The organism is Sphingomonas sp. Leaf10, from assembly GCF_001421245.1.
GTDB lineage: Bacteria > Pseudomonadota > Alphaproteobacteria > Sphingomonadales > Sphingomonadaceae > Sphingomonas.
On record NZ_LMKE01000009.1, the window covers coordinates 10348 to 25446 of the forward strand.

General features: G+C 67.2%; 12 protein-coding genes. 5 read left to right on the forward strand and 7 right to left on the reverse strand.

Annotated elements, in window-relative coordinates; translation table 11 throughout:
* Positions 1-24: 24 nt before the first annotated feature.
* Positions 25-525: a DUF6438 domain-containing protein gene (locus tag ASE59_RS08645; RefSeq protein WP_056455147.1), complete on the reverse strand. Its 501-nt coding sequence runs from the start codon at positions 523-525 to the stop codon at positions 25-27.
* Between the two features lie 118 nt (positions 526-643).
* Between ASE59_RS08645 and rph the strand changes: the two genes are divergently transcribed.
* The 3 genes from rph (at position 644) to ASE59_RS08660 (ending at position 2414) form a co-directional block, all read left to right on the forward strand.
* Positions 644-1360, forward strand: a complete 717-nt coding sequence (rph, locus tag ASE59_RS08650) for a ribonuclease PH (protein WP_056455149.1) — start codon at positions 644-646, stop codon at positions 1358-1360.
* The gene (gene rdgB / locus ASE59_RS08655) at positions 1357-1986 is read left to right on the forward strand and encodes an RdgB/HAM1 family non-canonical purine NTP pyrophosphatase (RefSeq protein ID WP_056455151.1); all 630 of its coding nucleotides are present in this window, start codon (positions 1357-1359) and stop codon (positions 1984-1986) included. Before rph ends, rdgB begins: the two co-directional genes overlap by 4 nt.
* Before the next feature lie 212 nt (positions 1987-2198).
* Positions 2199-2414, forward strand: coding sequence for a hypothetical protein (locus tag ASE59_RS08660; RefSeq protein ID WP_056455152.1), 216 nt, complete (start codon positions 2199-2201; stop codon positions 2412-2414).
* 195 nt (positions 2415-2609) lie between these two features.
* Here ASE59_RS08660 and ASE59_RS08665 read toward each other — a convergent pair whose 3' ends face one another.
* The gene (locus ASE59_RS08665; protein WP_235515700.1) at positions 2610-3155 is read right to left on the reverse strand and encodes a CAP domain-containing protein; all 546 of its coding nucleotides are present in this window, start codon (positions 3153-3155) and stop codon (positions 2610-2612) included.
* 38 nt (positions 3156-3193) lie between these two features.
* On the opposite strand from ASE59_RS08665, the gene hemW reads away from it, so the two are divergent.
* Positions 3194-4342 carry a radical SAM family heme chaperone HemW gene (gene hemW, locus ASE59_RS08670; RefSeq protein WP_056455156.1) on the forward strand — a complete coding sequence of 383 codons (1149 nt, stop codon included), beginning with the start codon at positions 3194-3196 and terminating at the stop codon, positions 4340-4342.
* Positions 4343-4401: 59 nt separating this feature from the next.
* On the forward strand, positions 4402-5397 hold the full coding sequence (locus ASE59_RS08675) for a N(4)-(beta-N-acetylglucosaminyl)-L-asparaginase (protein ID WP_056455158.1): 996 nt from the start codon (positions 4402-4404) through the stop codon (positions 5395-5397).
* A gap of 61 nt (positions 5398-5458) precedes the next feature.
* Here ASE59_RS08675 and ASE59_RS08680 read toward each other — a convergent pair whose 3' ends face one another.
* The 5 genes from ASE59_RS08680 to ASE59_RS08700 form a co-directional block, all read right to left on the reverse strand.
* Positions 5459-8455, reverse strand: coding sequence for a TonB-dependent receptor domain-containing protein (locus ASE59_RS08680; RefSeq protein WP_156359970.1), 2997 nt, complete (start codon positions 8453-8455; stop codon positions 5459-5461).
* Positions 8456-8672: 217 nt separating this feature from the next.
* On the reverse strand, positions 8673-10352 hold the full coding sequence (gene nagE / locus ASE59_RS08685; RefSeq protein ID WP_056455160.1) for an N-acetylglucosamine-specific PTS transporter subunit IIBC: 1680 nt from the start codon (positions 10350-10352) through the stop codon (positions 8673-8675).
* On the reverse strand, positions 10349-12850 hold the full coding sequence (ptsP, locus tag ASE59_RS08690; RefSeq protein WP_056455162.1) for a phosphoenolpyruvate--protein phosphotransferase: 2502 nt from the start codon (positions 12848-12850) through the stop codon (positions 10349-10351). The genes nagE and ptsP overlap by 4 nt, the downstream gene beginning before the upstream one ends.
* 58 nt (positions 12851-12908) lie before the next feature.
* Positions 12909-14036, reverse strand: coding sequence for an N-acetylglucosamine-6-phosphate deacetylase (nagA, locus tag ASE59_RS08695; protein ID WP_056455164.1), 1128 nt, complete (start codon positions 14034-14036; stop codon positions 12909-12911).
* Positions 14033-15091: an SIS domain-containing protein gene (locus ASE59_RS08700; protein WP_056455166.1), complete on the reverse strand. Its 1059-nt coding sequence runs from the start codon at positions 15089-15091 to the stop codon at positions 14033-14035. The genes nagA and ASE59_RS08700 overlap by 4 nt, the downstream gene beginning before the upstream one ends.
* Between the last annotated feature and the right edge of the window lie 8 nt (positions 15092-15099).

Sequence of the window (15099 nt, forward strand, 5' to 3'; positions counted from 1 at the left end):
CCTCCCCGCGCAGCGGGGAGGAGTTCAGGGCGTCTCGATGAACTGGCGAATCGGCAGTTCATTCGGCGCCGAGCGCAGCGCTTCATTCATGCGCTGATCGCGCATCCGGCAGCCATAATAAAAGGACAGATGCTGCGACGCGCCCGACAATTCGCTCCAGCGGACGTCGACCGACGGCATATCGGTCGGCGCATTGTCGCACCCCGGCTGGCCCGGCTGCACCAGCCGCTCGCCCTGCTGGGGCCGATAGGGCTGTAGCTTGGCGGCGAAGGCGCGATACTGGCCCGGCGTCGCCTTGAAATCGCGTGTTCCGACGACCTTTGTGAAGCGTCGCCCCTCGAACACCCCCGTCCCGTCAGGCTGAATCGTCACCCGGTACACCGGACAGGTGCCGAAACAGGGCGATGTTTCATAGCTGATCGTCTCACGCTCGATCGCGACCGGCGCGGTTTCGGTCGTCGTGTTTCCGACCGCCATCACGCAGCCGCCCAGTATCGGCAACAATCCCAAGGCGATGATCTTCATAAGGCCGCTCCCTGTTGCGGACCCGTCGCTTCGGACCCGTCATCTTAGGCGTACCGCACGGCGACTGGCGCGGCGATGAACGGACGGCTAGGACTTCGCGAAATTTCAGGAGATTCCCATGCGCCCATCCGGCCGCACCCCCGACGAAATGCGCCCCATCACGATCGAGACGAACTTCACCCGCCATGCCGAGGGTTCGTGCCTGATCGGCTTCGGCGATACGAAAGTGCTGGTGACCGCCTCGCTAGAGGAGCGCCTGCCGCCATGGCTGCGCGGCAAGGGCGAAGGCTGGGTCACCGCCGAATATGGCATGTTGCCCCGCGCCACCCATACCCGCGGCAGCCGTGAGGCGGCCAAGGGCAAGCAGTCGGGCCGGACCCAGGAAATCCAGCGGCTGATCGGGCGTTCCCTCCGGGCAGTGGTCGACCTGAAGGCATTGGGCGAGCGGCAGATCACGCTCGATTGCGACGTAATCCAGGCCGATGGCGGCACCCGCACCGCGTCGATCTCGGGCGCATGGGTCGCACTCCGCCTCGCGGTCGACGGGCTGATGCGCGAAGGCAAGCTGGAGGTCGATCCGATCAGCCGGCAGGTCGCGGCGGTCAGCTGTGGCATCCATGAAGGCACGCCGGTCCTCGACCTCGACTATATCGAGGATTCGGCGGCCGATGCCGATGCGAACTTCGTGCTGACCAGCGACAACAATATCGCCGAGGTGCAGGCGACCGCCGAGGGCGCATGCTATGACGAGGAAGCGCTGCTGCGTCTGCTCCGCCTCGCCCGCATCGGCTGCGGCCGCATCTTCGCCGAACAGCTGCGGGCGACCGGGCGATGAGCGGCGAGGGCAAGGAACCCCAGGCGATTCGCAAGCTGACGCCCGGCAAACTGGTCATCGCCAGCCATAACCCCGGCAAGATCCGCGAGATCGCGGCGCTGCTCGGTCCGTACGGCGTCACCCCGATTTCGGCGGGCGAGCTCGACCTGCCTGAACCGGAGGAAACCGGCACGACCTTCGTCGCCAATGCCGAGCTGAAGGCGTTGCAGGCCGCCGACCTGTCGGGCCTGCCGGCGCTGGCCGACGATAGCGGGCTGTGTGTCGAGGCGCTGAACGGCGATCCGGGTATCTTTTCGGCACGCTGGGCGGGTCCGTCCAAGGACTTCGACGCGGCGATGCGGCTGGTCGAGGACCGGATGCAGGCAACCGGGCCGGATCACAGCCGCGCCGCACACTTCGTCTGTGCGCTGGCGCTGGCATGGCCCGATGGGCATGTCGAATGGTTCGAAGGCCGCGTCGACGGGCAGCTGGTGTGGCCGCCGCGTGGGGAACATGGCTTCGGCTATGACCCGATGTTCGTTCAGGACGGCATGGATCAGAGCTATGGCGAGATCGATCCCGACCACAAGCATGCGATCAGCCACCGCGCCGATGCGTTCGCGCAACTGGTGAAGGCGGTGTTCTAGCTGGCACCTGCCCGCAACATCCGTTCGTCCTGAGTGCCATTGAGCTTGTCGAAATGGCGTATCGAAGGACCTGTATCGCACAGGTGCTTCGATACAGGTCTTCGACTTTGCTCAGCCCTTACTCAGCACGAACGGTTTGTTGCGTGGATTGGGCGCGCCCGAACGGAACACCCCCCTAACCCTGCGCATTGGACGCCCCGAAAGGAAATCCTATGCCCGACGCGATCACCGAAACCCGCCACCGCGAGATCGCGGTCGAGCATCTCCTGTTCTGGACGATACGCTATGTCGAGGAACAGCATCCGGGGCTGCTCGACTCGCTGGAGGCCAGCCTCGACAAGCTGGGCGATCCGAGCCAGGGCGGCGAGAAGGACGACAACGCCGTCCGTCATATCGCCGCCAAGATGATCGCCGGCGCACGGGGCTAAGTCCGCTATTGATCGGACGCGATCCCCCTCACCCATCGCCGCATTCGGCGTCTTTTCCCTCTCCCTCCGGGAGAGGGAGGGAGCGGCGCAGCCGCGGAAGGGTGAGGGCGATCAAGCTGTTCGCGTTCGACGGTGCAAACCGTTCGAACGGAACGCGAATCAGCCAATCCCCTAACCGTCGCACCGACCCAGACGTCAAAACGCCCGCCGCCCCGCGACATTCCCCGCCGGCACGTATCGACACACGACAAAGTCGTCGCGCGCGTTGCCCGCCTCCGCACAGCCGAACCGCTGCGTCGTGCGCCACATGATCTGGGTATAGTGCGCGACATCGCCGAACTTGCCCGTCCGCGACACGGCCGGCAGCACGCCCGGCACATAGTCGCGCTTCTCCGCGACCCAATGCCCGACCATCTCATCATAGCGGTACGCTCCCCGCGTACCAGTCCACAGATTCTCGCCCTGTTCAGGAACGCCGCGCGGTTGCGCCGAATGTTCGAAGCGGCCGGTCGTCGCCAGCGTATCGGCATAGACCTTTGCATCGCGCGCCAGCGCCGGATCCCACGCAAGCGGCGGCAGTCCCGCCTCGCCCCGCGCCGCGCGGTGGCCGACCTCCATCGCCTGTCGCAACAGCGCCACCCCGCGCGGGGCAGGCCCTTCGAAAGCACGGGGTTCGACGATGCGTTCGGGACCGGCTTCGACGCCCGGAGAACAGGCGGCCAGCAGCAAAAGCGGCGCCACTATTTGTATCGATGGCATGACGCCCATATGGGACGGCGATGGTGCCCGACCAACCTCCTCTCGCGCTCTACGTCCACTGGCCGTTCTGCGTATCCAAGTGCCCCTATTGCGACTTCAACAGCCATGTGCGTGACGCGGTCGATCAGGCGGCGTGGTTGCAGGCGCTGCTCGCCGATCTGGCGCATGAGGTGGCGGCGCTGCCGGGGCGGCGGCTGGCGTCGATCTTCTTCGGGGGCGGCACGCCGTCGCTGATGCCGCCCGCGACCGTCGCCGCGATCATCGACGCCGCGTGCCACGCATGGCCACCGACCGACGATATCGAGATCACGCTGGAGGCGAACCCGTCCTCGGTCGAGGCGGCGCGCTTCGCCGACATCGCCGCCGCCGGGGTCAACCGTGTGTCGCTGGGCGTACAGGCGTTGCACGATGATGCCCTTGCCTTCCTCGAACGCGCGCATGGCGTCGAGGAGGCGCTGGCCGCACTCGGCGTCGCACAGCGTCATTTCGCACGGGTCAGTTTCGACCTGATCTATGCCCGGCCGGGTCAGTCGCTTGCGGCATGGGAAGCCGAACTAGCCCGCGCGCTGTCGTTCGGGACCGAGCATCTCTCGCTCTATCAGTTGACCATCGAACCCGGCACGCGCTTCGCGACGCTGGCGGCCAAGGGGGCGCTGACCCTGCCCGACCCCGATCTTGCCGCCGACCTGTTCGAGGTGACGCAGGCAATGACGGCGGCCGCCGGCCTGCCGCTGTACGAAGTATCCAATCACGCCCGGCCGGGCGCGGAGAGCCGCCACAACCTGACCTATTGGCGCTACCGCGACTATGCCGGCATTGGTCCGGGCGCACACGGCCGGCGTCAGGGGCTGGCGACGGTCCGGCGCAAGAAGCCCGAAAACTGGATCGCGGCGGTGACCCGCAACGGCCATGGCATCGAACGCGAGGACGCGCTGACCCCCGACGAGCGGGTGACCGAGGCGCTGGTGATGGGCCTGCGGATGCGCGAGGGCATCGACCTTGCCCGCGTCGCGGCGCTCGGCGAACGCCCGATCGATGCGGTCGTGCACACCCATGCGGTAGCGCTGCTCGCAGGGCAAGGGCTGCTCGCGCGCGACGGCGACCGGCTGGCACTGACCCCTGCCGGCTTTCCGGTGCTCGACGCGGTGCTGCGCGAGATCGCGCTATAGGCTTGCCCCGCCCCCGGCGACTGCGCACAACCGCGCATCACCAGTGAAACGGGGTATCCATGCCGACCATCACCCGCCGCACCGCCATCGCCGGCCTCGCCGCCGCCACCGGATCGGCGACCCTGCCCGCCCAGCCGCGAGCCGCCAAAGTTCTGCGCGTCGCATCGACCTGGGACTTTGGGGCTGCCGCCAACGATGCCGCCGTCGCCCATTTCCGGAACGGCGGCAGCCTGATCGATGCACTGGAGGCCGGGGCGAAAGTGCCAGAGGCCGACCTGACCAACCATTCGGTCGGCAAGGGCGGTTACCCCGATCGCGACGGTCGGGTGACGCTCGACGCGGTCATCATGGACGACCGGGGCCATGTCGGCGCGGTCGCGGCGATGGAGGATATCGCCCACCCGATCTCGGTCGCGCGCGCGGTGATGGAGCGCACGCCGCACACCTTCCTCGTGGGCGACGGCGCGCGGCAATTCGCGCTGGCCAACGGCTTCACCGCCGAAAAGCTGCTGACCCCGGAAGCCGAGGCCGAATGGCGCAAATGGCTGAAGACGTCCAAATACGCGCCAGCCGCCAATAGCGAGAATGCGCGTGCGCCGCTCGGCGGGCCGCTCGACCACGACACGATCGGCATGATCGCGCGTGCACCTGACGGATCGCTGGCCGGTGCCTGCACGACATCGGGCATGGCGTTCAAGCTGCACGGCCGGGTCGGCGATTCACCGCAGGTCGGCAGCGGCCTGTTCGTCGAGGCGGGCGTTGGTGCCGCCACCGCGACGGGCCTTGGCGAGGAAGTGACCCGCATCGCCGGTACCGCTCGCGTCGTATCGTCGCTGCGTGCCGGCATGTCGCCGATGGCGGCGTGCCACGAGGCGGTGGAGCATATCGCGAAACTGCGCGGATCGGCGCTCAACGGGGTACAGGTCGGCTTCCTCGCGATGGACCGGAACGGACAGGTCGGCGCCTTCGCGATCCTGCCCGGCTTCACCTATGCCGTCACCGGCGACGATGGCCGCAGCACGGTGCTGAAATCGGCGAGCCTGCGCAGCGCCTGACACGAAACGGCCCTGCCACCGATGGGGTGACAGGGCCCTTTCATTTACCCGACGGTCGGGATCAGAAGCGGACGGTCGCGCCGGCCACGATCTGACGACCGAGCAGGTCGTAGCGGAACACGGTGTTGTTACGCAGCAGCCCCAGTTCCGAACGCGAGTTCGGGATCAGCGGCGGATCGCGGTCGAACAGGTTGTTGACGGCAAGGCGCAGCGTGAAGCGCTTCGCCACGTTGAACGTCGTCGCCAGATCGAAATAATCATAGGCTTCGATGCCGTTATAGGTCGAACGGCGGTCCGTCGCGCCATACGGGATGCCGGTATCGGCTGCCGCGTTGAACGTGATCGTCATCGGCCCCTGATGGCGCCAGTTGAGCGACACGTTCACCACATTGTCCTGCGTCGACCACGTCGTCCGCAGGGTATGGACCCATTTCGGGAAGCCTTCGCCACAGAACGGACCATAATAGCCGACGCACTGGCGCGGATCGACGGTCGGCGATTCCTGCCCGCCGACCGACGTCATCAACGTCCCGTTGAAGCTCATGTCGAGCCGCCCGGCGGTGTTCAGGTTCAGAGCATACTGGCTCTGGAAATCCCAGCCATGCGAGTCGCTCTTATACCCGTTGCTGGTACCCTGGATGATGAAGCCGGTCGCCGGATTGCTCGCCGCCGGGCTGAACAGTGTGAAGCTGCCCGGGTTGCGCACGATACCGCGACAGAAATACGGATTCTGCGTCTGGACGCAGCCGTTCACGAAATCGCCCGCGCTGAAATAGCTGATCGAATCGTCCAGATCGATCAGGAAGCGATCGATCGAAACGGTCAGGCCCGGCAGGAACCGCGGCCGCAGCACCACGCCGAACGTCTTGGTGTAGGCGGTCTCCGGCGTCAGTTCGAACCCGCCATTGCGGATCGTGCACAGCGCGTCCGGGCAGTTCAGCGTCTGGCTGCCATATAGATTGTCGGGCAGGCCCGTCGCACGGCACGCCTCGATGCTGGCGGTGGGAGCGAGGAAGCGGCCCGGATTCTGCGGATCGGGCGCGGTGGCGCATGGATCGTTGCGCGATCCGACCGTCACATAGTTGATGTTGCTCGCCTGCACCGCCTGGATCAGCGACGGGGCGGCCTGTGCCTTGTTGATCGATCCGCGGAAGGTGACGTCGTCGATCGGCGCCCACATCCCCTCGACCTTCCACGTGTCGAACGCACCGTCGAGCCGGTTGTACTTCGACCGCCGATAGCCGAGGTTGAGTTGCAGCAGCTGGGTCCAGCTCTGGTCCTCGACGATCGGCAATTGCGCTTCGACGTTTCCTTCCCAGACATTCTGGGTGAAGCGGGCGTCGGTGCCGCCATTGGTCTGGCGGAACAGCGCATCGGCGGTCGAAATGAACCGTTCGGCACGGAATTCGACACCGGCAGCAATCGCGATACCCTGATCGGCGAGCGGCGACTTGATGCCATATTCGCCGAGGTCGCCCGACACCGTGCCGAGCACCTGCCACATGCTGGGCTTGCTGATCTCCGACCCGTCGACATTCTGGTACACATAATCGGCGAACGCCGCGTTGTTGTTGTACGGCTGGAACGGATTGAAGGGTACGCAGCCCGAACCACCGGTGCGGCAGGTCGGCACGCCGCCCACGCTGTCGACGATCAGCGACTGGCGCAGACGCGTCTCATCGGGAAACGCCGGATAGGTCAACGACCCACGGTTCGCCGAATAGACGCCCGAAATGTCGTAATTCCACGCCTTGAGCACCTTGCCACGGATCCCACCGGTGACGCGGTAGCCGAGGTTTTCGAACCGGTTATACGCCGGCGGCAGACCGTCGAAGCGATAGAGCAGGTTGAACGGCACCAGCGTGTTGGTGCCGGCGGCCGTACCGCACAGCGTCTGCCCCTGCGACGCCGACAGATACGGGTTGTTGCAATTCACCTGATAGGGCGTCGCGCCATAGATGCCCGACGGATAGATGCGCAGCGGCGTCGGGTTCTGCGACCGGTCGCGATAGGCGAGGAACGTCGAATAGATTTCGGCCGCTTCCGACAGGTCGATGTTCAGGAAGCCGCCGGCGTTGATGCGGTTGAATTCACGCTGTGCCGCGAACTCGTCGAACGGGTTGGCGGCTGCGCCTGCGACCGATCCCCAGGGAATAAGATTGCCCGAGCCGTTAGGATTGTTGACCAGCACCCGCCCGGCATTGGCACCGCTGCCCGGGATGATCGTGCCGACCTGCGTATACTGGCTGCGCGTGCAGGTCAGTGCCGCATCCTTGGTCGGCTGGGTGACTTCGCACGCCGACCATGACCGCGAACCCTGCGGCAGCAGATCGGACTGACGATAGCTGAAGAAACCGGTCAGGTTGACGCGGCCGTCGAGCATCGACTTGCCCGCGGTCAGCGTAACGTCCATCCGCCCGCCGTCATTCGTCAGCCCGGTCGGCGTCTGGAAGAACGATCGCCGCGCCGCCTCGGTTACGGCATTTTCGCGGTTCTGGTGGTTGTAGAAGCTGTAATTGCCATTCAACTCCACGCCGTCGAAGTTCTTCTTCAGGATGAAGTTGACGACGCCCGACACCGCGTCCGAACCATAGACCGACGACGCACCACCGCTCAGCACGTCGATCCGCTCGACCAGCGTCGCCGGGATGATGCCGACGTCCAGACCGTTCTGGATGCCGAGGCGCAGGCCATCGACCAGCGTCAGCGTGCGTTCGAAGCCGAGGCTGCGCAGCTTGATCCGCTGACGCCCATTCGATTCAGCGAAATTCTGTTCGGCGTTCGGCGCGACCTGCGGCAGCCGGTTCAGCACTTCCTCGATCGTCGTCGCACCCTGTGCCTGAATTTCGGCAGAGGTGACGGTGGCGATCGGCGCGGCCGATTTGTTGTTCGGGCGGACGATGCGCGTGCCGGTGACGACGATCGCATCGTCTTCGTCATCGGTCGATTGCGTGTTCGTGTCGGGCAGCGCCTCTACGGGCACGACCTGCGCATGTGCGGTACCGGCCAGCATCGTCGCGAGACAGGATGTAGCCAGCAGCTTCGTGATCGATTTCATTGGATCCCCTTTGCCGGTGCCGCGTCGCGGTTTTCGCTTTGAGGGACGCCGGCCCATCGGGTCGAACCGTCGCCCATCACGTCGCGCGGTTTGTTTCACCTGTGCGACAGTTTTCCGCCGGCACGCAAAAGGGTCAATATTAAATGAAACCAGATTTCATATATGCGATACGTATTGCTAATAGGCGTGCTAATTCGGCAACACACCTTGTGGACGATCACAGCAGCAGATGGACCACCGTCGCGCTGGGTTGCGCCATGGCGCGAACGCCGGGAAGGGTCGCCGGATCGATCGTTGCCGGCTGCGCAAGTTCGACCCGCATCCGGCCCGCCAGTGGTTCCGCCCGCAGGATCGCCCCCGCTCCGCCCAATGCTTCGACCAGTGCGGGCGGCAGGGTCGGCCGTGCCGCATCCTGTGCCACCTCGGGCGTTGCAACGGGTGCGGCGGCCGGGCCACCGATGCCGGCTTCGCGAATCTCCTCCGCGACCTGATCGGCGATCGGGCCGACCACGACCTGCACCGCGCGGGCCGAAGGACGCAGCACACCCATCGCGCCCAGCGCCTTCAGCGCCGCTTCGTCGACCAGCGCCTGATCGGCGACGACCAGCCGTAGACGGGTGGTGCACGCGCCGATGCTGGCGAGGTTGCCGCTGCCGCCCAGCGCCGCGAGGAACGCCCGTCCGCGCTCGCCGCCACCCGCTACCGGCGCACCGGTCAACGACGGCGCACTGGCGTCGCGGCCGGGCGTCTTCAGGTCGAAACGAAGGATGAAGAAGCGGAACACACCGTAATAGAGCGCGAAATAGGCGGCACCGACCGGGAGCAGCAGCAGCGGCCGGGTCGCCTTTCCATAGTTCAGCACATAGTCGAACAGACCCGCCGAGAAGCCGAAGCCCAGCTTCACCCCTAGCCAGTCCATCAGCGCCATCGACAGACCGGTCAGCACCGCGTGGATCGCGTAGAGCACGGGCGCCAGGAACATGAACGAGAATTCGATCGGCTCGGTAACGCCGGTCAGGAAACTGGTCAGCGCAAGGCTGAGCAGCATGCCGCCCACCGCCTTGCGCCGATCGGGCAGCGCCGAGCGGTACATGGCGAGGCACGCGGCGGGCAGGCCGAACATCATCACCGGGAAATAACCGGCCATGAACGCCCCCGCCGTCGGATCACCGGCGAAGAAGCGACGCAGGTCGCCGGTCGTCCCTTCGAAATCGCCGAGCACGAACCACGCGACGTTGTTGAGGATATGGTGCAGCCCGGTCACCAGCAGCAGCCGGTTGAGCAGGCCGAAGCCGAACAGACCGAAGCTGCCCGACGCCACCAGAGCGCGGCTGAGCAGGTCGAGTGCGGCGGTGATGCTGGCGAAGCTGAGGCCCACCACGACCGCGATGGCGATGCCCACCACACCGCTGACGATCGGCACGAACCGCCGCCCGCCGAAGAAGGCCAGATATTCCGGCACCTTGATCGTCGCATAGCGATTATAGGCATGGCCACCGATCAGACCGGCGATGATGCCGATCGGCACGTCGAGCTTGGCGAACGCCTTTGCCTTCCACGCCGCCGACAGGGTCGCCGCCACGTCCGGGGCAAAGCCCTGCGTCACCTCGGGCGGCACGGTCAGGAACACCGGCCCGCCATTCTTGACGACCAGATAGCAGACGACGCCGGCCAGACACGCCGCGCCGTTACCGTCGCGGGCGATGCCGCAGGCGACGCCGATCGCAAAGAGCAGGCCGAGATTGTTGAACAGCGCATCGCCCGCCGCCGCCAGCAGGCCGATATCGAGCAGGTCGGGCTGACCCAGCCGCAGCAACAGCCCCGCCACCGGCAGGACCGCGATCGGCAGCATGAGCGCACGGCCGATCGGCTGCAGCGTTTCGACGATCGACTTCATGCACCCTGCTCCTGCAGAAATTCGCGAACCATGGTCCGCACCTCGGCCGGCGATGCCGCCGCCAGTGCACGAACCGCCAGCAACCGGCAGCGATGGGTATCGAGCCGCCGGACCAGCGCCTTCAATTCCGGCACGAAGCGGGGCGACGCCGACAATTCGGTGATGCCGAGCCCCACCAGCAGCGGGATCGCCAGCCGGTCCGACGCAAGGCCACCGCATACCCCGACCCAGCGGCGATGCCGTGCCGCCCCCTCGGTCGTGTGCGCGATCAGTTGCAGCACGGCCGGGTGGAGGCCGTCGATGCCGGGGGCGACCGCCGGATTGCCGCGATCCATCGCCAGCGCATATTGCGTCAGGTCGTTGGTACCGATCGACAGGAAATCGGCATGGGCGGCGAGCGTCGCGGCGGTGACTGCGGCGGCGGGAGTTTCGACCATGATGCCGATCTCGACCCGGTCGGTGATGCCCAGTTCGCCGCGCAACCGGTCGACGACCGCGCGCACGGCGGCAATCTCGGCGACGCTCGCGACCATCGGGATCATGATCCGGCATTGCCCGACCGGCTGTACCGACAATATGCCGCGCAACTGGGTTTCGAGAATGTCGGGCATGGCCAGCGCGACGCGGATGCCGCGCAGGCCCAGCGCCGGATTTTCCTCCGGCGCGATCGGCAGATAGGGCGCGGGCTTGTCGCCACCGATATCGAGCAGCCGCACGATCAGCGGCCGTCCGTCGAGTTCGGCGGCGATCGCACCATAGAGTGCGGCCTGTTCGTTCGCGTCCGGCGCGCTGTCACGTTCAAGGAACAGAAATTCGGTGCGGAGCAGCCCCGATCCTTCGGCGCCATTGGCCATCGCCGCCTTCGCATCCTCGATCGACCCGAGATTGGCGAACGCCTCGATCCGCACGCCGTCGAGCGTGACGCAGGCTTCGTTCGCGCGGGCGAGTGCGGCGTCGCGATCGGCGATGCGGCGATCGGCATGCGCGCGGGCCTCGGCCAGCGTTCCGGCATCGGGATCGACATGCAGCACGCCGCCATCGGCGTCGAGGATCAGTGTCGCGCCATCAGCGACGTCGTTCAGCGGCGCACCGATCGCGACCAGTGCCGGCAGGCCCATCGTCGCGGCGAGGATCGCAACGTGCGAGGTCGGCCCGCCGCGCTCGACCGCGAGGCCGATGACATTGGCGGGGTCGATCGCCATCACCTGCGACGGCAGCAAATCGTCGGCGAGCAGGATCGTGCCGGCGGGGAAGGTCATCGCCTCCGCCTCCGTCCCCGTCAGTTCGCCCAGCACCTGCCGTTCGAGGTCGAGCAGATCGTCGGCGCGCTCGGCCAGCCGCGCGTCGCCGAGGTTGCGCAGCGTCGCCGCCTGCGCGCGGGTCGCGTTGCGCCACGCATGACCGGCATCGCGTCCCTCGGCCATGGCACCGTTCGCCGCCTCATGCAGATCGGCATCGTCGAGGAAGGCGATATGCGCGGCACGGATCGCCGCCCCTTCACCGGTCGTCGTCGCCAGCTTCTCGCGCACCGCCGACAGTGCCGAATCGAGCCGCGCCGCCTCGACCGCGACGCCCTGCCCGTCGACCGGCACCGCGATGTCGGTAACACGCAGCCAGCGCGCGGTGCCGATCGTATAGCCGGGCGCCGCCAGTGTCCCCGCCAACTGCCCCTCGGGCAGAACGATCGCCGGTGGCGGCGGCGGCGCGACCACCGGCGCGGGCGCGGCGCGCTCGGCACGCTCGCCCATGCCACCCTCGATCAGCGTCACCAGCGCCGCGACCGCTTCGCCGGCATCGGGACCGCTGGCGATCACGTCGATCGTGTCGCCGAACCGCACGCCCAGTCCGAGCAGCCCGACCGCACCGGTGGCGCGCGCCTCGCTCCCGTCCTTGGCCAGCCAGCTGGTCGCGACGAAGCCGCGCGCGACCTCGCCGATCTTCGCCGCCGGTCGGGCGTGCAGGCCATGCGCCATCGGCACGCGCACCTGTCGCACGATCCGTTCGCCCTCGGCCGTCGTCATCGCCGGCGCGCTCGCCGCGATCGGTTCGATTGTCATCAGCAACTGGCCGATGCCGACCACCCGGTCGGTCTCGCGCCGGACGATGCGGAAGGCGTCGGCATTGGTGACGATCAGCGGCGTCATCAGCGACGGCGCGGCGCGCACCAGCGCGTCGAGGTCGAAATCGATCAGCGGCTGACCGCGTTCGACCCGGTCGCCGATCTGCACCCGCGCGGTGAAATCCCTGCCGCCCAATTGCACCGTGTCGATCCCGACATGCATCAACAGCTCGACCCCACCCTCGCCGCGCAGGGTGATGGCGTGGCCACCGGCGTGCAGCGTCAGCACCTCACCATCGCACGGCGCGTGCAGCGTGCCGCCGGTCGGGTCGATCGCAACGCCATCGCCCAGCATCCGCCCCGCGAACACCGCGTCGGGCACGTCGTCGAGCGCGCTTGCCCAGCCTTGCAACGGTGCGGTGAGCAGGATGGCGGTCATGGGCGGCCTCTTGGGTATGCGCGACACGGTGCGCGCAAATTGGTCCGGCGAACCGGGGTCAGACGATGCGGTTGCCCGCGATCCAGGTGCCGCGCACCTTCAGGTCGCGGTCGAGCCAGACGAAATCGGCGCTGTGCCCGACATCGATGCTGCCGATGCGGTGCGACAGGCGCAGGAAGGCAGCCGGGTTGGCCGAAGCCATCGCCACCGCATCCTCGAACGCGACCCCCAGTTCGTGGGTGTTGGCCACCGCCGTCGCCATGTCGAGATCGCAGCCGGCCAGCGTGCCGTTGGCATCGACGCACACGCCGTTCTCGACATGGATCGGTTGCCCGTTCAGCACGAATTCCTTGGCTTCCGCGCCGACGGTCGGCATCGCATCGGTCACCAGCATGAACCGGTCGATCGGCCGCGCCGCCAGCGCCACGCGGATCGCCGCCGGGTGCAGGTGCGCGCCGTCGACGATCAGCCCGGCATAGACCGACTTGTCCTCCAGCACCGCACCGACCACGCCCGGATCGCGATGCTTGAGCGGCGACATGGCATTGTACAGATGCGTCACGCCGCGCGCGCCGGCATCGATCGCCGCGCGCGCCTGTTCATAGGTCGCGTCGCTATGGCCGATGCTGACGATCACACCGGCGGCGACCAGCCGCTCGATCGCTGCCGTGTCGTTGCGCTCGGGCGCCAGCGTCACCATCACCACGCCCTTGCGCGGACGGGTAAGCAATTCGATCGCGGCATCGTCCAGCGCGCGGAAATGGTTCGCGTCGTGAATGCCCTTGCGCAGCGGATTCAGGAACGGCCCCTCGACATGGATGCCGACGACACCCGGCACGCCCGCTTCGATCCCGGCATCGACCGCGTCCAGCCCGGCGGCGACCACGTCCAGCCGGTCGCTGATCAGCGTCGGCAGAAATGCGGTGGTGCCATAGGTCGCGTGTGCGGCGCCGATCGCGCGAATGCCCTCGACGGTGGGGTGATCGTTGAACAACACCCCGCCGCCACCATTGACCTGCGTGTCGACGAAGCCGGGGACCAGCCAGCCACCGTCCAGATCGATCGCCTCGGCATCGCCACCCACATGGAAATCGGCGATGACGCCGTCGACGACGTGAAACGCGCAGCTGTCGTGCTGGCACTGATCGGCGAGCACGCGCCCGCCACGGAAGACGAAGCTGCTCATCGCGTTTCGGTGACCTTGCGCAGATGCGGCGGCTGGTCGGGGTTCAGCCCCCGGCGCAGCGACACCGTGTTGACCATGCGGTAGAAGCTCTGGATCATCAGGATCGGTTCGATCGCGGCATGGCTGCGGATCGTCGGCGGGTGGCTGTCGTCATCGGACGCATCGGCCAGATGCACCGCCGCCCCGCGCGACGCGAACTCCGCCGCCGCCGCGCGGACGTCGTCGCCGGCATCGTCCGACGTGGCGAAACCGAGCAGCGGAAAGCCGTCGTTGATGATCGCCATCGGCCCGTGGCGGACTTCGGCGCTGCTGAACGCTTCGGCATGGAGCGCCGAGGTTTCCTTCATCTTCAGCGCCGCTTCCTGTGCGACACCAAAGCTGTAGCCGCGCCCGATCACGAACAGGTTGCGGGCATCGACCAGCGTATCGGCGACCGCGGTCCAGTCGAGATCGAACGCCGCCTCCAATTGCGCAGGCAAAGCGTCGAGCGCGGCGAGCAGACCGGCATCCTCGCTCCAATGCGCGGCGATCGCGGCAAGGCCGGCGAGCGAGGCGATGAACGACTTGGTCGCCGCGACCGAGGTTTCCGGGCCGGCCGACAGCGGCAGCACGGTATCGGCCAGACCCGCCAGCGGCGAATCCTCGACATTGACCAATGCCACGACGCGCGCGCCCGCCGCCTTGTAGCTTTCGACGGTGCGTAGCAGGTCAGGGCTGCGGCCCGATTGCGACACCGCGATCACCAGCGCGTTCATCCGCTCCATGCGCGTCGCATAGACCGACGCGACCGACGGCGCGGCGCTGGCGACGGGCACGCCGCACAGCGTCTCGACCAGATATTTGCCATAGGTCGCGGCATGGTCCGACGACCCGCGTGCGCAGGTGACGACCAGCGCCGGCGGATCGGCGCGCAGCGATGCGCCGAGTTCGGCGAGCGCCGTCGCATTGCGCGACAGGAACCGGGCGACGGACGCGCCGCCCTCCCCCGCTTCGCGGTGCATCGCGGTCTGTTCGGCAACGACCGGCTTCGGCCCGGCTTCGACGGTGGACGTCATGAACCCCC